Source organism: Tychonema sp. LEGE 06208 (genome assembly GCF_015207505.1).
Taxonomy (GTDB): Bacteria; Cyanobacteriota; Cyanobacteriia; order Cyanobacteriales; family Microcoleaceae; genus Microcoleus.
Map to the genome: position 1 here is coordinate 22,344 of NZ_JADEWT010000017.1, position 16,830 is coordinate 39,173.

17 protein-coding genes are annotated in these 16,830 nt (G+C 44.7%); 12 read left to right on the forward strand and 5 right to left on the reverse strand.

The features are described 5' to 3' along the window. The first annotated feature begins 406 nt into the window (after nt 1-406). Entirely contained in the window at nt 407-1,150 is a 744-nt protein-coding gene (gene tatC, locus IQ263_RS06935) for a twin-arginine translocase subunit TatC (RefSeq protein ID WP_228042157.1), read from the forward strand. A gap of 169 nt (nt 1,151-1,319) precedes the next feature. Here tatC and IQ263_RS06940 read toward each other — a convergent pair whose 3' ends face one another. Both IQ263_RS06940 and IQ263_RS06945 read right to left on the reverse strand, forming a co-directional pair. Beyond that, entirely contained in the window at nt 1,320-1,628 is a 309-nt protein-coding gene (locus IQ263_RS06940) for a carbon dioxide-concentrating mechanism protein CcmK (RefSeq protein ID WP_106149684.1), read from the reverse strand. A gap of 451 nt (nt 1,629-2,079) precedes the next feature. Then, a complete protein-coding gene (locus IQ263_RS06945; RefSeq protein WP_194009313.1) occupies nt 2,080-2,397 on the reverse strand; it encodes a DUF3067 family protein in 318 nt (105 codons plus the stop codon). A gap of 206 nt (nt 2,398-2,603) precedes the next feature. Here IQ263_RS06945 and petC point away from each other — a divergent pair, with 206 nt between their 5' ends. The 10 genes from petC (at nt 2,604) to cpcF (ending at nt 10,927) form a co-directional block, all read left to right on the forward strand. Then, a complete protein-coding gene (gene petC, locus IQ263_RS06950) occupies nt 2,604-3,146 on the forward strand; it encodes a cytochrome b6-f complex iron-sulfur subunit (RefSeq protein WP_194066785.1) in 543 nt (180 codons plus the stop codon). Between the two features lie 237 nt (nt 3,147-3,383). Then, nucleotides 3,384-4,373 (forward strand): cytochrome f, encoded by a 990-nt coding sequence (gene petA / locus IQ263_RS06955; RefSeq protein WP_194066786.1) that lies wholly within the window; start codon nt 3,384-3,386, stop codon nt 4,371-4,373. A gap of 232 nt (nt 4,374-4,605) precedes the next feature. Beyond that, complete coding sequence (locus tag IQ263_RS06960; protein ID WP_194066787.1) at nt 4,606-5,457, forward strand: alpha/beta fold hydrolase; 852 nt, start codon at nt 4,606-4,608, stop codon at nt 5,455-5,457. Nucleotides 5,458-5,539: 82 nt separating this feature from the next. Then, nucleotides 5,540-5,989: a photosystem II protein PsbQ gene (psbQ, locus tag IQ263_RS06965; RefSeq protein ID WP_445286304.1), complete on the forward strand. Its 450-nt coding sequence runs from the start codon at nt 5,540-5,542 to the stop codon at nt 5,987-5,989. A gap of 128 nt (nt 5,990-6,117) precedes the next feature. Next, nucleotides 6,118-7,170 (forward strand): NAD(P)/FAD-dependent oxidoreductase, encoded by a 1,053-nt coding sequence (locus IQ263_RS06970; RefSeq protein ID WP_194066788.1) that lies wholly within the window; start codon nt 6,118-6,120, stop codon nt 7,168-7,170. Between the two features lie 51 nt (nt 7,171-7,221). Further along, nucleotides 7,222-7,704, forward strand: a complete 483-nt coding sequence (locus tag IQ263_RS06975) for a hypothetical protein (RefSeq protein ID WP_194066789.1) — start codon at nt 7,222-7,224, stop codon at nt 7,702-7,704. Between the two features lie 26 nt (nt 7,705-7,730). Continuing rightward, a complete protein-coding gene (locus IQ263_RS06980; protein ID WP_194066790.1) occupies nt 7,731-7,880 on the forward strand; it encodes a hypothetical protein in 150 nt (49 codons plus the stop codon). A gap of 100 nt (nt 7,881-7,980) precedes the next feature. After that, nucleotides 7,981-8,811: a C-phycocyanin alpha-cysteine-84 phycocyanobilin lyase subunit CpcE gene (gene cpcE / locus IQ263_RS06985; protein WP_194066791.1), complete on the forward strand. Its 831-nt coding sequence runs from the start codon at nt 7,981-7,983 to the stop codon at nt 8,809-8,811. 619 nt (nt 8,812-9,430) lie between these two features. Further along, nucleotides 9,431-10,030 (forward strand): hypothetical protein, encoded by a 600-nt coding sequence (locus IQ263_RS06990; RefSeq protein ID WP_194066792.1) that lies wholly within the window; start codon nt 9,431-9,433, stop codon nt 10,028-10,030. Nucleotides 10,031-10,300: 270 nt separating this feature from the next. Then, a complete protein-coding gene (gene cpcF / locus IQ263_RS06995; RefSeq protein WP_194066793.1) occupies nt 10,301-10,927 on the forward strand; it encodes a C-phycocyanin alpha-cysteine-84 phycocyanobilin lyase subunit CpcF in 627 nt (208 codons plus the stop codon). Here the strand turns inward: cpcF and IQ263_RS07000 are convergent. Both IQ263_RS07000 and IQ263_RS07005 read right to left on the reverse strand, forming a co-directional pair. After that, the gene (locus tag IQ263_RS07000) at nt 10,916-11,209 is read right to left on the reverse strand and encodes a DUF2103 domain-containing protein (protein ID WP_194066794.1); all 294 of its coding nucleotides are present in this window, start codon (nt 11,207-11,209) and stop codon (nt 10,916-10,918) included. The two genes, cpcF and IQ263_RS07000, sit on opposite strands and share 12 nt — an antisense overlap. A 100-nt stretch (nt 11,210-11,309) precedes the next feature. Next, on the reverse strand, nt 11,310-11,780 hold the full coding sequence (locus IQ263_RS07005; RefSeq protein WP_194066795.1) for a response regulator: 471 nt from the start codon (nt 11,778-11,780) through the stop codon (nt 11,310-11,312). Nucleotides 11,781-12,134: 354 nt separating this feature from the next. Between IQ263_RS07005 and IQ263_RS07010 the strand changes: the two genes are divergently transcribed. Continuing rightward, on the forward strand, nt 12,135-12,461 hold the full coding sequence (locus tag IQ263_RS07010; protein WP_194066796.1) for an antibiotic biosynthesis monooxygenase: 327 nt from the start codon (nt 12,135-12,137) through the stop codon (nt 12,459-12,461). Between the two features lie 440 nt (nt 12,462-12,901). Here the strand turns inward: IQ263_RS07010 and IQ263_RS07015 are convergent, their stop codons facing one another. Further along, a complete protein-coding gene (locus tag IQ263_RS07015; RefSeq protein ID WP_194066797.1) occupies nt 12,902-16,267 on the reverse strand; it encodes a response regulator in 3,366 nt (1,121 codons plus the stop codon). Nucleotides 16,268-16,830: the final 563 nt, after the last annotated feature.

A 16,830-nucleotide genomic window follows, 5' to 3' on the forward strand; every position in this document is an offset into this window, starting at 1 on the left:
AGAAGTTAGCCCGGAAAATAGCATTGAATCAATCGCCGATGATTCGGTAGATGTTAGTAACTTAGAAGGTGAAGAAGTTAGCCCGGAAAATAGCATTGAATCAATCGCCGATGATTCGGTAGATGTTAGTAAATTAGAAGGTGAAGAAGTTGGCCCGGAAAATAGCATTGAATCAATCGCCGATGATTCGGTAGATGTTAGTAACTTAGAAGGTGAAGAAGTTGGCCCGGAAAATAGCATTGAATCAATCGCCGATGATTCTGTAGGTGTTAGTAAATTAGAAGGTGAAGAAGTTGGCCGGGAAAATAGCATTGAATCAATCGCCGATGATTCTGTGGGTGTCAGTAAATTAGAAGGTGAAGAAGTTAGCCTGGAAAATAGCATTGCCCCAATCGCCGACAGTTTTATGGGTTCCCGTAACCTAGAAAATGAATATCTCGACGAACTTCCCGACGAAGTTGAGATGTCTTTGTTCGACCATTTAGAAGAATTGCGGCAGCGAATTTTTTACTCGCTAATTGCAGTAGTAATCGCTGTTATTGGTTGCTTTTTAACAGTTAAACCTATCGTACAATTGCTAGAAGTACCCGCCGGGCCGGTCAAGTTTTTGCAACTAGCTCCCGGCGAGTATTTCTTTGTTTCTATCGAAGTAGCGGGATATAGCGGTTTGCTAATTGCAAGTCCGTTTATTTTTTACCAGATAGCGCTGTTTGTACTCCCCGGCTTGACTCGCAAAGAACGTCGGTTGCTAGGGCCCGTGTTTTTGGGTTCGAGTTTCTTATTTTTGGGCGGGTTAGTATTTGCTTATATTGCTCTGATTCCGGCGGCGCTCAACTTTTTTGTTAGCTACGGGGCGGATGTTGTAGAGCAGTTGTGGTCGATCGACAAATACTTTAAATTTGTGCTCTTGTTAATGTTCAGCACCGGCTTAGCTTTTCAAATCCCGATCGTCCTAGTATTGCTGGGCGTTTTGAACATTGTTTCGTCCAAGCAAATGCTATCGGGCTGGCGCTATGTAGTGTTGGGAGCGGCTATTTTGGGAGCGGTGTTAACGCCTTCTACCGATCCTTTAACGCAAAGTCTTTTGGGAGGTGCGGTGCTGGCTTTGTATTTTGGCGGTGTTGGTTTTGTGAAGCTTTTGGGGCGGTGAGGGGTCGAAAGTTTCTGGTTTTTTGGGCTGGGGGCGGGTTGTACTGAAAATATTTCTCGCTCATAAATGCGATCGACTCGCCATCAAAAAAATATAGAGATGCGATCGCCCGCGCCTCTATAATTACTAAAAGTTAAAACTCCACACCAAAGTTTTGTCAAAACTTTGTCTACATTCGGAACTGTTCGACTTCAGGTGTGTAGCCGATCGGCAAAATATAATCGAGATTCTCGTGGGGACGAGCAATTATGTGATAGGATAGCAACTTTCCGCCATCGACCTTTTTAACTGATTCAATTCCAGCAGCAACGGCTGCTTGCACTTCAGAAATATCTCCTCGAACTATAATTGTCCAGTAGGCGCGGGTTATCTTTTCATAACGAACTAAAGTAACTCGGGCTGCTTTCACCATTGAGTCTGCAACTTCTACGGCGGCGGGAAATCCTAAGACTTCAACCATTCCAACTGCAACACCCATTACAACATTCTCCTAAATTTCACAAGATATCTGAGGTTCATTGTATGTGAAAGTGTTGACAGAAAATGGTTCGGATGATTTTGGTCGGCTAGAAACCCGGATCGCGAAAAGGGCCGAGGCTGGCGAGCTCTAGAAGGGATCGCGCTGAAAGATGGTTCGGATTTAACTCGCAGCATCTGTGTTTTGCTTTAACGCCGTGGGATCCGCGAGGGAACTGTACAATATTTCGGAGCGGAGACAGCACTACCCAAAAAATGCTTTGCGACAAAAATAAAAATGAAATGCTCCCTGTAGCTGGATTTGATATGACTGACAACAGTCAACAGTCATTAGTCATTAGTCAACAGTCAGCAGCCAACAGTCAGCAGTCAGCAGTCATTAGTCATTAGTCAGCAGCCAACAGCCAACAGTCAACAGTCAACAGTCAACAGTCAACACACAACTAGCAGATTCAAAACTCGTCAAGCAACCACTCCGAGGCTCTTTCGCCCAAATCCAGGGGGATGCTGACAGCTTTGCCCAAGCGCGGGCGATCGCGAGTAGTTACAATGTATTCTCTCACCTGTGCCGTGCTGCCCCAGCCGTTGAGGTAATTCGCCACCGCGTCCAAATGCTCGAAATAATCAGCCTCCGTCATCGGAAAAGACGCTTGTTCCAAATATTTCCACATCACCTGCACAAAAATCTTGCCCCGCGTCCGCCGCAATCTGATATCGTAAGACTTTCCCCATTTTTCTAGGAGTAGCTGGTGTAAATCCTTGCCCGTCATGGTTGCTCCTGAGTGAATCTCTTAAACAATAAAAGACAAAGTTCAAAAAATGTAATAATACTCTAATAAAGGCTGGAAGGCGCATTATTCAAAGGAATTTTCGCTGCCTGAAGTTGGTGCGAGCAGATGGGCTGCGACTACGCCAGTTGTCTGCACGTACAAATTCCCTAACAAACAAACGTAACTTAAAACCGTAAAGGCAGGTCATGGCTCAATCTTCTGCTGGAAATCCCGATGTCCCCGATATGGGGCGTCGCCAATTTATGAATTTGTTGACGTTCGGTACAGTCACAGGTGTGGCACTGGGCGCACTCTATCCCGTTGTCCAATATTTTGTTCCTCCGTCGAGTGGGGCTGCAGGTGGCGGTGTCACCGCTAAAGACGCCTTGGGTAACGACATCATCGTTAGCGAATATTTGGCTTCCCACCCAGCGGGCGATCGTACCTTGGCCCAAGGTCTCAAAGGCGACCCCACTTATTTGGTGGTGGAAAAAGACGAATCTCTCGCCGATTACGGCATCAATGCAGTCTGCACTCACTTGGGTTGCGTCGTGCCTTGGAATGCTAGTGAAAACAAGTTTATCTGTCCTTGCCACGGTTCTCAATACAACAGTGAGGGCAAAGTGGTGCGCGGCCCCGCGCCTTTGTCTCTGGCCCTAGCCCACGCCACTGTCGCAGATGACAAGATTGCTTTGACCACTTGGAAAGAAACAGATTTCCGCACCGGCGAAGAACCTTGGTGGTCATAGCTATTAGTCAGCAGTCAGCAGTCAGCAGTTAGTAGTTAGTAGTTAGTGGTTAGTAGTTAGTAGTTAGTAGTTAGTAGTTAGTGCTTAGTTCCAATAGCCAATAACAAGTAACCAATAACCAATAACCGATAACCAATAACAAGTAACGAATAACCAATGACTAATGACCGAGGACTAATGACCGATGACTAATGACCAATCACTAAATTGTCTGAACCTTTGAGATTGAATACTCTAATGCCACAAACTAATTTATCTGCGATATTTCGCCGCAGTGTCGAGACGATCGCCAAAACTGCTTTAATTGCGATCGTCGCCGCCGGATTTTTTCTCACCAGTGACATCGCACTTCCCCAAGCAGCATTTGCTTATCCTTTCTGGGCCCAGGAAACAGCACCCGCTACTCCCCGCGAAGCCACCGGTCGCATTGTTTGCGCTAACTGTCACCTAGGTGCAAAACCGACAGAAGTTGAAGTACCGCAATCTGTTTTGCCTGACACAGTTTTTGAAGCTATTGTCAAAGTTCCCTACGATACTAACGTGCAGCAAGTTGTCGGCGACGGCAGCAAAGGCGGCTTGAACGTAGGCGCAGTTGTGATGTTGCCCGAAGGTTTCAAGATTGCTCCCGCTGACAGAATTCCCGAAGAAATGAAGGAAAAAGTCGGCGATCTTTACTTCCAACCTTACAGCGAAACCCAAGAAAATATTATTTTAGTGGGCCCGCTGCCTGGTGAACAATACAAAGAATTGGTATTCCCAGTTTTGTCGCCAAATCCCGCAACTGACAAGTCCGTTCACTACGGCAAATACCTAATTTATGTCGGCGGCAACCGCGGTCGCGGTCAGCTTTATCCTACAGGCGCTAAGAGCAACAATGCTGTTTATAATGCTTCGGTAGCTGGCACAATTTCTAAAATCACCACACTTGAAGATGGTGGTTTTGAAGTGACAATCCAACCAGCGGGCGGTGCAGCGGTTGTTGATACAATTCCTGCTGGCCCAGAACTGATTGTTACCGAAGGACAAACAGTTGCAGCCGACGAACTTTTGACGAACAATCCTAATGTGGGCGGCTTCGGTCAAAAAGATGTGGAAATTGTGCTGCAAAGTGCAGGTCGAGTTAAAGGATTGATGGCTTTTGTGGCTATAACCATGCTGGCTCAAATCATGCTGGTTCTCAAGAAGAAACAGGTCGAAAAAGTTCAAGCTGCTGAAATGAATTTCTAAGCGGGACTTTAATTATTTGGGTAAGGTACTCTAGAGCGCGTCTAAATCATTTGTACAAATATGTAGGGGTACTGTCCCCCTGCCTACCTCCAAGGCCAGGAGGACAACCACGGGGCCAAGACTCCCTACAAGAATTACACAATTGATTTAGATTTCCTTGTACAGATCCAACTATTAGGTAAGTAGGGCGGGGAATACCCGCCTTATTCTTTGATAAATAATCAGTAAAATAATGTCAATAGATGAGAAAACAGTTGAAGTAGGCTCGCTAAAATGGTTTTATCGGGAAACAAATCCGGTTAACGAAAGTGATAAGCCGCCGGTGCTGCTGCTGCACGGTTTGCCGTCCCAAAGCTTTACCTGGACTGTAATCATGTCGGATTTGGCGGCAGGGGGATTTCGATCGCTAGCGCCGGATTGGGTGGGCTACGGGCGATCGACCAAACCGGACAAACGCGACTTTGCCTACACTCCAGATGCTTTTGTAACCGCCCTCGCTGGCTTTATTAAAACTCTAGAAATAGACCGATTTTCCCTCGTAGTCCAAGGATTTTTAGCTTCGGCGGGCATTCAATACGCTTTGCAAAATCCAGATAAAATAGAACGTTTAGCGATCGTAAATACACCAGTTTCCGCCGATATCAAATTGCCTTGGAAAATGCAGCAGTTGGGACTGCCTTTTATTGGCGACATGATGACGCAAGACCCGCTTTTGGTAGACAGAACCCTCGAAGGCGGTTGTCGCAAGACGATATCAGACAACGATTTAGATGTTTACCGCCGCCCGTTTTTGAAGAGTTCGGATGCGGGGCGATCGCTAATGAATACAGTCCGCAACATTCAATTACCGCAGTCAATGGCAGAAATTGAATCAGGCTTGCAACAATGGACGCGCCCAACTTTATTTGTGTGGGGTTTGACCGATCCTTGGCTGAGTGTTGAACCCGCTCAAAAATTAGTCAGTTCCATGAAAAATGCCGAGTTAGTCACACTAGAACAAGCGGGGCATTATCCCCAAGAACATTGGTCAGAAAAAGTTGGCGAAGCTCTGATAACTTTTCTGCGACGTCAGGAGGTAAAATAATATTTTGTACCTAACTCTCGGTGCCTAGGGTCGGTGTCCCCGTGCCCGCCCGCAACGAGAAATCAAAAATCAAAAATCAAAAATCGATATGACTCGTCCCCGTTCATTTTTTGCCTTGATGATGGCGTTTATGATGGCATTTCTGGTTAGTTGCAGCAGTGTCGAAGCAAAAGTTCCGACGACTTACACAGCAGCCCAGATCCAGCAAATTCAGCGCTATGCTCCTACCCTGACAGAATTCCGATCGCGCATGGATAAACTAGGAAACCTAATTCAAAACAGAAATTGGATTGATACCGTAACTTACATTCACGGGCCTCTAGGCGACTTGCGTAACACCATGAGAGCCGTGTCAGGCACTTTGTTACCCAAATCTCAACAACAAGCTGTTGATTTGACAAAGAGTTTGTTTGCTGATTTGGTAAACATTGACAGCGCTGCTAAAGCGAATGACTATGCGAAAGTTATGGCTAGTTATCAAACAGCGGTGAATCATTTCGAGAATTTCTTGCAGCTAATTCCTCAAGACTAATTGCTTTAGTTTGTAGGGTGGGCGCTGCATACCGAGATGGTGCGTGCAGTTATTGTAGGGTGTGCGGTGCGCGCCCTACGAAAAAATTATATAAAGTCTCAAGTCTCAAATCTCAAATCTCAAATTGAATGGTTCGCGTTGCAATTATTGGTTGCGGTATTATCGGGGCATCGATCGCCTTTGAACTAAGTAAATTCCCCGAAGTCAAAGTCACAGTATTCGACAAACAACAGCCGGCACTGGGTTCTACAGGTGCGGCCCTCGGCGTTTTGATGGGAGTTATCAGTCACAAAACTAAGGGCAGAAATTGGCAGTTGAGGGAAAGCAGCCTTCAGCGCTACGAAACTTTAATTCCTGAATTAGAAGCAGTTACGGGGCGAAAAATTCCCTTTAACAAACAGGGAATTTTGATGCTTTGTGGGGAGGGAGAGGATTTAAGTAAATGGGAAAAACTAGCAGCAATTCGCGAATCTCAAGGTTGGAAATTGGAACTTTGGGATGTGCAACAAGTGCGCGATCGCCATCCTCACTTATCTGTCAACAATAACATAATTGCTGGGATTTATTCGCCGCAAGACCGGCAAGTCGATCCGACGGCGCTAACTTTGGCTTTGGTGGATGCTGCTGAACGCAATGGCGTAATTTTTAAGTTTGGAGTGGAAGTTGAAGGGGCCGCGATTGCTGCTAGTGGCGAGTTCGATCGACTAATTATATCCGCTGGCTTAGGTTCTGCGACAGTCACTGCATCCTTAAATCAATTAATTGACATTCGCCCCGTGTTGGGACAAGCACTGCATTTGCGGTTAAAAAATTCCTTAGGAAACCCAGATTTTCGGCCCGTAATTACTTGCGACGACGTTCACATTGTACCTTTGGCAAATCAAGAATTTTGGATAGGCGCGACGGTGGAATTTCCCGAAAACGGCGGGGAAATTCAGGCGAATGCTGATATGTTAGAAAAAGTGATGGCGAGGGCGAGATCGCTTTGTCCCGCCTTAGCCGAAGCTGAAATCCTCAGCAAATGGTCAGGATTGCGCCCGCGCCCGGAAAGACGACCGGCCCCAATTATCGAGACGCTTCCGGGTAACAGCCACGTTCTGATCGCCAGCGGCCACTACCGCAACGGTGTTCTGCTGGCCCCTGCAACCGCGCGATCGATCCGAGAAGCAATTTTGCAATAATTAACAAATGTTAATACAATCAATAAAGCCATTCATATATTCCCTCAAAAAATGTCCGACAAACCTTTAGGAAAACCCCGCTCCTTGTGGCGAGTGATTTTGCTTTCTGCAGTCAGTTTGCTGCTATATTACGGCTGGTATAAATGGATTATCCAAGAAGAATTGCGCCACTATAACGGCACTGGTTGGTCGGGGACTCTTTGCTTGCTGCCCTTTGTTTTAGGAGTAGCCGTTCCCCAAGCTTTGCGGATATTTGACCCCGACGTTCCCGGATGGTTTGGTTGGTTTTCCTTCGTGGGAATTGCTTGGATTTACATCGTGCAGTTCAAACTTTACAACACAGTTAACGAACTTTACCGCCTAGAAGGAATCAAAGAACCCTTAACAGTTTGGTGGATTTTTGTCCCTGGTTTAAATTTAATTGTCGGCTTGCGGCAAATTCACTTTTTGAGCCAGTTCTGGGCGAGAAAACAGGGAATTGAAGTTAAGGACAACTTAGCAGAAAGCATTCCTTTTCTATCAGCTAACGCTTGATCTAGCAATCCTTGCAGAATTTGTGTATGTGTAGGGGTAGTGCCAAGATTGTCTACCCCCAGCATCAAGAGGACGGTTCCCTAGGGGATAGCTACCCTTGGGGAACGCGATCGCGATCGCCGCGCAGGGGGGTTTCCCTTACAAGAATTACAAAACTGATGAACGAACTGCTATAGTTCTTTTGCCCTGATTGTGGAATGTTCGGTTTTACCTTTTTTTTGAATTCGCCAACAGTCTTTTGAAATCATCTCCGAGTTTTCTTAATAACTAACCATTATGAATTATGACGAATCCGACTCACCGGCGGGTGTAGCTGACGGCGAGTCTTTAACAGTAGAACAGGCGATCGCCAATTTGCACTCCCAAGACTACAGTCTCCGGTATTACGCTGCTTGGTGGGTTGGCAGATTTCGAGTCAAAGAACCGGCGGCGATCGCAGCTCTTATTGATGCTTTGCAGGAAGAGTCAGAACAAACAAAAATCGGCGATTATTCCCTATTGCGAAATGCGGCGCGGGCGCTGGGTAAATTGGGCGACAAACAAGCCTTACCGGCGCTGATTCGGTGTTTGGAATGCGCGGATTATTACGTGCGGGAAGCGGCGGCTCAAGCTCTAGAAATGCTGGGCGATATCGATTCCATTCCGTCGCTGATGAAACTCTTAGATGGGGGCGTGGCCAGGGCCGTGCGTGTGGCTGGTAAATCGCACTTGGTGCAGCCTTACGACTCGGTAATTGAAGCTTTGGGCACGCTGCGAGCGACAGAAGCTATACCGCTAATTGCACCTTTTTTAGAGCATTCTGTGGAGCGGGTGCAGTACGCTGCAGCGCGGGCGATGTATCAGTTGACTGGCGATCGCATTTACGGAGATCGTTTGGTAAGGGCTTTGAATGGGGATAATTTGCAGTTGCGGCGATCGGCTTTGATGGACTTGGGGGCGATCGGCTATTTGCCGTCAGCGCCAGCTATTGCTGAAACTTTAGCAGAAAATAGCATGAAATTGATTGCCCTCAAAGGAGTTTTGGAGCATCACCTAAATCAACAAACCTCTCTATCTTTGTCCGATGAAGCTATCCAAGTTATGAACTTAATGGATAGTTTACTTTGACAAAAATTAGTTCATAACTGAAAGAGGATTGCTTTAGCGATTCTCAATTATCTAGCATAGATTCAGGACACAGTAATACCAATTTGAAGAAATCGTCCAGAATAAGAAACTAGAGGTTTTCACCTGTAGGGAAACGGCACTGCCGTGTCCAGGCAGGAGTTATGCCAATGACCGATAATTTCTCTAGGGTTCATAACCGTAGAAACAATTTTTCACGCATAGTATAAATTCAGGACACAGCAGAGTAAATTCAGGATACAGCAGTGCTGTGTCCCTACCACATATCTGTATTTGAGTAAATTCAGGAAACAGCAATGCTGTTTCCCTACCGCATCTCTGTATTTCAGGCAATTGAGAACTATTTGAGCGGTTTTAGCCTGGTGAATCGGCGACGGATGGTTTGATGGAATGAGGGATGAGGCGATCGGCAATAATTTTGCTCAAATTTCCGTAAAAATACTGATCTTAGTAGCTTGATTTGGTAAAATAACTGGTGTTAAAATCACCTTACCATCTGGATCGCTCCTCAGTTAAAAAAGTTTTGGTTTAGAAAATAGCGATCGCGGAATGCTGGGAGATGATTGTGTAGCGGCTAGAAGTATAAATCGGGGGATTCATCATGAACAACGATCCTTTTGAAGTCCAGGTGCAACATTTTGCCGCGCTTAAGTCCAAGTATCAAACAACAAAATATGAAGATTCATCTCCCTCTAGTCTTCTGTATCTCATACTGCAAAGAGCTGATTTAGAATATGCAATTACCGGCTTCGAGTGGGATTGGTTACGAAAGCATCAGCTTTTGGAAACAATAGAAGCTATCGAGCAACAGCCACAACGTAAAGCTGAAGAACGAAGAAAACTAGATGCTAAATTTTCTCAACTTAAGTCTAAATTTAAAGTAACCAGACATCCGCAACGGCTATCCAGTCCTTTATATCCTATTCTTTGGAAACTTGACTCAGAAAATCACCTAACTTACTTAGAAGTTAAATATCTGCAAGAACTGGGGCTTACTCAAACAGTTGCTATCGTTCAAGAGATGGCGCGATTTGCTGCACTAAAGGCTAAGTACCGAGCAACTCAATATCCAGATTGTTCGCTTGATAGCCCCTTGTATCAAATTCTCAAGCAACTGAATGCACGAGAAAGATTAAGTGATGTAGAGGCTAACTGGCTGTTCAACAACCAACTGGTTGATACTCCAATACGGTTCACTTAAGACAGATCTCCCTGGCACACCCCTTAAAAAGGGGAGTAGGGGGTGGGACAAGAATGCCCTCAAAGTCCCCCTTTTTAAGGGGGATTTAGGGGGATCTCCGGGGCATAAATATGTTAAGTGAACCGTATTGCTCTTTAACCAAGATTGTCCTATTTCGAGTAGGGTAAGCTTTCCAAGTCGATCGCCGCGCCTCACCGACGCTGCAAAAAGTTCGATCGCGCGATCGACCCAACCTACAATTACAATGATCACGGTAGAGCTTACAAATCAATGGCATTAGAACTAATTCGCGCAGTCGAACAAGCAGATTCTTCCGAAGGCTTGTTAAACGCAGTCAAAGCACTGGCGGAGGCTCCTTCCAAAGAAGCAATTCCTACCTTAATTACAGTCCTCGGCTACAACAACCCCGGCGCCGCAGTTGCCGCCGTTGACGGGCTGATTCAACTCGGAGAACCCGCCGTACTCCCGCTTCTAGAACAGCTTGACGGCTACAATTACGGAGCGAGGGCTTGGGCTGTTCGGGCTTTGGCGGGAATTGGCGACCCCAGGGGTTTAGAGATTTTGCTCGATGCTGCAGCGAATGACTTTGCTTTGAGCGTGCGGCGGGCGGCGGCTAGGGGTTTGGGGACGATTTGCTGGGAACTTATGCCCGCAGAACAAGTTTTAGATGCTCAAATTCGCGCAGTGAAAACCCTGCTGCAAGCGTCCCGAGACCCGGAATGGGTGGTGCGCTACGCAGCAGCGGGGGCTTTGCAAGCTTTGGCGGTTGCTGCAACTGTTCAACCGGATTGGTTAACGGAAGTTTTGGCCCAACTTGAGGAAATTGCCCAAAGCGATGAAACTTTAGCAGTTAGAGCTCGCGCAGTGCTTGCTAAGGAAAAATTGTCACCTGGCTAGGGTTTGGGCGATCATCTCTTCCAAGTCCCCTTGACTGAGAGTGGTTAATATAAAGACTTCTTGTACGGTTTTGCCCTGTCTGGCAATGATTTTAAATCCCCCGCGGATGGGTACTGACACTCTTAATGTCATGCGGGGGATGTGTCCTTTAACTTTGTTGATGACCCCCGGCGTAACAGTTTGAATGCCCATTTTGAGGGTGAGGCGCTCTAAAATTGGTATCAAACCGGGAAGGTGGGTAGAGTGATTCCAAACTAGGCGGCCTTTAGATTGTGGGTTCATGACTTTTGTACCAAATTCAACATACCCAGTCTAAGCCACCCCCTGGCCGAACCAATTTGAAATTCCTTCAATTTATGTATCAATAACGTTACTGTACGTGTCATTGCAAGCAAAGCGACGCCATCTCAAACCGAGATTTTTGAGTCCGGGCGCCCAAGCTGAGATTTTCTTTACCAAAATTGTCCTGTACTTTTTGATGTTTTGGGTTGGTAATTTTCGGTTTTTCTAGTTGAGTTGCGATCGCCCGGAACATTTCTGTGGCGCTGCAAGGTTTCTTGAGGTAGCCATCGGCTTTGAGTTCGATCGCTTTTTCTATTTCTGAACCCGTCATAAAAATAAACGGAATGCTGGCGGTTGCAGGGTACGATCGCAAAATCGCGAAAACTTCCAAACCGTTGAGTTCCGGCATCATCACATCAGACAAGATTAAATCGGGAATTTGGGCGATCGCTAACTGGATACCGACTTGTCCGTTTTCTGCGCCTACAGCTTCAAAACCGTGCAATTGCAAGAGTTCTATAACGGTTGCTCGGATAAAGTTATTGTCTTCAATTACTAATATTTTTGGCATTTATTTTAGTTGCCTCTCTACTTTATTTGTCTTGATACCTTATAATCTTTGCAGGTAAATTTTATAAATTCAATAGGGTTATTGCAAAAAACCGCTTTTTTCGGGTAAAGCGCGATCGCAGCTAGGTGCAGTATCTCATCAATTCGCCGCTGGGATGAGCGCGCCACTCCAAAAATCACTAACCTGTTGCGGTATTTAGATTAAATTTTTAGGGCACCGCTCAAAGCAACGCCCCACTCCTTGTTTCCAGAAACATATTTGTTAAAACTAGACGCGCACACCAGCTTATTCACAAATTTCGGGCGATCGGGTAAAATATAACCTGGTGTATAGCGATTTATTCAGGAACAGGATATGTCAGAATTTTTAGACTTTCTCCGACATCAGTTTGCCTACGTTGCCCTTGGCGAATTTAAACCAGGAAAATTCAAAGAAGCAGAAGAACTTTTTGAAAAAGCCGTTGCCACATATGCTACAGGTTTTAAGGGAGCGTACCTGCTGCAATTGCCCAATACAGACAAAGGTATTGCCATCATTTTTTGGGAAAGTGTAGAAGAGATGACCGCCAATCAAAGCGAAGCATATCAGGAAATATTGAAGCAGATGACTCCTTTGTTCGCCAAAATTCCCGACACAGATATTTACGAAATAGTTAGTGAAATTAAGCCGAAAAGTGCATAATTAAAAATTAGGCAACTGGCGCATCATTCCCATTCCCATCGGCATTTTTCGCCCTACTCCGCTGTCAAGTCCAAAATCTGCTAAACTATTATTTGCTTGATAGTAATCGGATCAATATAGCGGTTATCAAGCATTGTGAGGTATGCCCAAGGAGGCCTATGCCCTATGCCGCATAGTACCTCCTATGAGAGCACAGAAAGGCTATATAGAAATTAGAGTCTATCTTATGTAGGAAAACGGGCCGACCGCATCCGGCGGGGAGCTAGGCAAATAAAAAATTATTTGTCTAATACCATTTTTGTAAAGATGTGCTATTGATGAAGTCTTAGCCCTCCCGAACTCGCGGGGGCTAATATCTAGCGCTACTTTATGAAATTTGTCTAACATTAATCATTGTAGCAAGACTTATTCACATTTCCATTACATTTTTGGAACTGCAATTACTTAAAATCTAAATCTGCCACACCTTCCCATCCTTCCGGCACTTCATATTGTTGATATTGCTGACAGCGTTTTACGTAAAGTAGAGCAGCCCTATCCTCATAGTTTATAACTAATATCTCTTCAAATATTGATTGAGCTAGGGCAAAATCTTGACAACTGTAAGCCCTGATTCCTTCCTCAAAAATTGCCTGAGTCTGAGTCTTTAACTGGTTAGACAATCCGAGTTCTTCATCATAAACTTCATAAACAGCAACCGATTCAGTTTTCCCTTTCACCCTCACTCTATCGAGAAAACGGGACTTAAAATTTGGTAAACCTTCCAGCCGAGATAGAGTATGTTCGCTAATCAAAATTCCCACTCCGTACAGCTTCGTTAAGCCTTCCAAACGAGAGGCCAAATTAACAGCATCAGCAATCACCGTCGTATCCATGCGTTCTGATTCGCCAACGGTTCCCAGCATTAAATTGCCTGTATGCAAGCCAATACCTATAAAAATCGGAACCTCACCTCCCAGTTGCCGCTGTTCGTTGTACAGTGCTACTTGTTTCTGCATCGCAATTGCAGCTTGCACAGCATCATTAGCTGACTCAGGAAACAGCGCCATAATCGCATCGCCAATATATTTATCAATAAAGCCTCGGTACTGCCGAATAACTGGGCTGACTTGACTGAGATAAGAATTAATAAATTGAAAATTTTCTTGAGGTGTCATCGCTTCTGACAGAGTTGTAAATGAGCGAATGTCAGAAAACATTACCGTCATTTCTTGCTGTACTTGGTCGCCAATTTGAACATCAATAATACTTTCCTTTCCTAAAAATTTGAGAAAATTGCGCGGCACAAAACGCCCGTAAGCTGAAGTTATTTTTGCCAGAGAAATATGCGTTCTGATGCGGGAAAGCATTTCTTGTTTTTGAATCGGCTTCGATAAATAATCATTAGCTCCCGATTCAAATCCCTCCACAATATCTGCCACTTGATTTTTTGCAGTCAGCATCACAATCGGAAGTTCATAAGCTGGAAACTGCTCGCGGATTTTTTGACAAACTTCATAACCGTTCATGTGCGGCATCATCAAGTCTAGCAAAATCAAGTCAGGAATAAAACCGCCTTCCATTACGGCCAATGCCTCTTGTCCGTTACTAGCTTCTGTAATGGCGTAATTGTACAGGGAAAGGTTATTGATGAGTACCTGACGGTTAATGGGTTCGTCATCAACAATCAAAACTTTGAACTGTTTTTCATGATTTATTGTCAGCGGTAACTCTTCGACCACTATTGGGATTGCTAACTCGTAAATCTGATTTTTTTGAAGCTCAGCAGACGGCTTGGATTCAGTTTCGACAGTGGAAATAGGCAAGGTAAATGTAAATTGCGAACCTTTCCCTAGTTGAGACTCAACCAGAATTTTACCGCCATGCAATTCAACCAATTTTTTGGTGACAGCTAGACCCAATCCTGTACCGCCATATTCTCTGGTGCTAGCTCCTTCTGCTTGTTCAAAAGATTCAAATATTCTCTCAAATTGATTTTCTGCAATACCAATTCCGGTATCAGAAATTGTCACAGCCAAGAGAGAGTTTGTAGTTTGTGATTTTGGGAAATTTACTGCCGATAGCTGAGGCTCGATAACCACTTTTGCTGACACTGTTACCGTTCCTGACCAAGTGAATTTAATCGCATTACCCACAAGGTTGTGCAAAATCTGTTGCAGGCGCTCTTCATCGGCTAAGGCGGCGGGAAATTCCGCAGGAATCGAGTTGATTAATTGCAATTTTTTAGCCGCAGCTAGGGGTTTACTCATGGTCAAAATTACATTGGTTACTGCTCGTAAGTCTACGGGTTTGAGTTGCAGTTCCAAATTTTTGTGCCTCAATTTAGAGAAGTCAAGAATATCGTTGACTAAATTAGACAAACGCCTACCGCTGGAGACAATTAAAGTGAGGTTAGCTTGAGTTCTTTGGGAAAGTTCTCCGGTTGCTCCGTCAATCAGGGATTCAGCGATGCCAATGATGCCGTTGAGGGGTGTGCGGAGTTCGTGAGATGTGTTGGCAAGGAATTCATTTTTGAGTTGATCAAGGTCTTTTAAGTCTTCATTTTGCTTTGCTAGGGCGGCAAAAGATTCTTGAAGTTGTCTTGCCATGCTGTTGAATGAATGTGCTAGTTGTCCGATTTCAACTATCCTGCTGAGCGGGACGTGCTGCTCTAAGTTTCCCGTGGCAATTTCTGCGGATGCTTGAGAAAGTTTAAGCAGTGGTTTCGCAATCCAGGCAGCGGTGAAAATACCGATAATAATTGCCACAATTAAAGTTACAATACATAGCAGGATCGTAGTTTGGTTATTGGCATCAATTTCTGCTGTAAAGTCTGATTCGGGGACAACTACGATAACTAACCAATCTAAAATACCTAATTCATCTCGAAAAGGGGCAGCTTGCAGAAAATGTTTCTCGCCGTCGAGCAGAAATTCCATCTGCTGAGGGGTATTTATTTTATTTAAATTTCCAAATTGCTCGAATAAATATTGAGTTGTTTTTCGGGTTAAATGGTCGCTAATTTTTTCGGCGTGAAGACGCTCGGTTTTACCGCTGGCAGCAACTGTAAAAGGTTTGTTGATTGTGGAGCTAGCAACTAAAAGTCCGCTGCGTTCGACGATGAAAATTTTCCCTGATTTGCCAACAGTGAAACTGTGCAGGAAGTCGCTAATTTGTCCGAGGGAAATATCGGTCAGAAAAACGCCCTGAAGTGTTCCTGTACTGTTGTAGAAGGGGTAGACTGCTGAAAGGTCTAGCCTGTCACCTAAAGCGGAAGTATCTATGGCGCTCCAAGTTGGGCCGCCGGCCCGGACAGCAGCTTTATACCAATCGCGAGTTCGAGCATCATAATTGGGTTTTTCTCGAATTAATTTGATGCGATTGCCTTGATTGTCAACTGCATATCTGCGGATGGCGTTACCAGTTGTTTCGTTCGCTATTACTGTGTAGCCTTCTGGTTTATTAGCGCCTACAAATTCTCCTTTTGGATTGGCAAAGGCGATGGTTCCAATATTAGGATTAAGGGATTGGCTTTGCTGCCAAAAATAGCCTTCTATTTGCTTAAAATTGGTGGGGTCGAGTAACTTTTGCCGAATTGTATTGATGTGAATTTGCTCAATTAAATGAGGTTTAGCTAAGTAGCTTGTTAGGTGAAGTTGGACGCGGGCTACCACTTCACGCCGCAACTGGCTGGCAACATTGTTGACCGCTTTTTGTCCGTTGCGGAAGGATAGATAGCCCACTAGCCCAACCGCTACAAAAATTTGTATTACGAAAGGAACGACGAGGGTGGCACGGAGGCCGAATTTGCCGGGATTATTACTCATAAGGGGGCGCGATCGACAAATGTGAGGCTAAAGGGGGTATAATCCATTATTACAAAAATTCATTTTTGAAGAGATACAGTTAGGGTTATAGGATTTTAGTTGGAAGAATTGAGAATTAATGATTAAGCTTGTGGTTGAGAGTTGACCTAGAGTTGCATTGTATTTTAGATATGCTATTATTTTGGTAGCGAGTTAGAAGGTAGAGGGAATCACAAATAAAAATTTATGCCTTCTATTTTATACTTACAAAATCTCTAAGATCCGAGCAATTTAATAAAAATTGACAATTTACAACTTAGTAATTGCAAAGTTTAGATTTTTTTGGGTAAATTTAGTATAAGTTATTTTAACAAAATCGGTGCATTGTAGGGGCTTGATGAAGATATGATTTGGTTTTAAACAAGGCTGTGGGGTATTTTAATACCATCTTGACAAATTGTTGCTACGGTTATTAATCCTATATAAATTATCTGTTATATCGTGTTCGGTTGCATCGGAATGATTTAACCGCAGAGAACACAGAGTACACAGAGTCCGAGAATATATATCTGAATTATTCCGAT

Coding starts and splice junctions, on each gene's coding strand:
- petC (WP_194066785.1), top strand. CDS start 2,604: ATGGCTCAATCTTCTGCTGGAAATCCCGATGTCCCCGATATGGGGCGT.
- IQ263_RS06980 (WP_194066790.1), top strand. CDS start 7,731: ATGTGTAGGGGTAGTGCCAAGATTGTCTACCCCCAGCATCAAGAGGAC.
- IQ263_RS07010 (WP_194066796.1), top strand. CDS start 12,135: ATGTCAGAATTTTTAGACTTTCTCCGACATCAGTTTGCCTACGTTGCC.
- IQ263_RS07000 (WP_194066794.1), bottom strand. CDS start 11,209: ATGAACCCACAATCTAAAGGCCGCCTAGTTTGGAATCACTCTACCCAC.
- cpcE (WP_194066791.1), top strand. CDS start 7,981: ATGAATTATGACGAATCCGACTCACCGGCGGGTGTAGCTGACGGCGAG.
- IQ263_RS06975 (WP_194066789.1), top strand. CDS start 7,222: ATGTCCGACAAACCTTTAGGAAAACCCCGCTCCTTGTGGCGAGTGATT.
- IQ263_RS06960 (WP_194066787.1), top strand. CDS start 4,606: ATGTCAATAGATGAGAAAACAGTTGAAGTAGGCTCGCTAAAATGGTTT.
- IQ263_RS07005 (WP_194066795.1), bottom strand. CDS start 11,780: ATGCCAAAAATATTAGTAATTGAAGACAATAACTTTATCCGAGCAACC.
- IQ263_RS06945 (WP_194009313.1), bottom strand. CDS start 2,397: ATGACGGGCAAGGATTTACACCAGCTACTCCTAGAAAAATGGGGAAAG.
- IQ263_RS06990 (WP_194066792.1), top strand. CDS start 9,431: ATGAACAACGATCCTTTTGAAGTCCAGGTGCAACATTTTGCCGCGCTT.
- IQ263_RS06940 (WP_106149684.1), bottom strand. CDS start 1,628: ATGGGTGTTGCAGTTGGAATGGTTGAAGTCTTAGGATTTCCCGCCGCC.
- petA (WP_194066786.1), top strand. CDS start 3,384: ATGCCACAAACTAATTTATCTGCGATATTTCGCCGCAGTGTCGAGACG.
- IQ263_RS06970 (WP_194066788.1), top strand. CDS start 6,118: ATGGTTCGCGTTGCAATTATTGGTTGCGGTATTATCGGGGCATCGATC.
- tatC (WP_228042157.1), top strand. CDS start 407: ATGGGTTCCCGTAACCTAGAAAATGAATATCTCGACGAACTTCCCGAC.
- cpcF (WP_194066793.1), top strand. CDS start 10,301: ATGGCATTAGAACTAATTCGCGCAGTCGAACAAGCAGATTCTTCCGAA.
- IQ263_RS07015 (WP_194066797.1), bottom strand. CDS start 16,267: ATGAGTAATAATCCCGGCAAATTCGGCCTCCGTGCCACCCTCGTCGTT.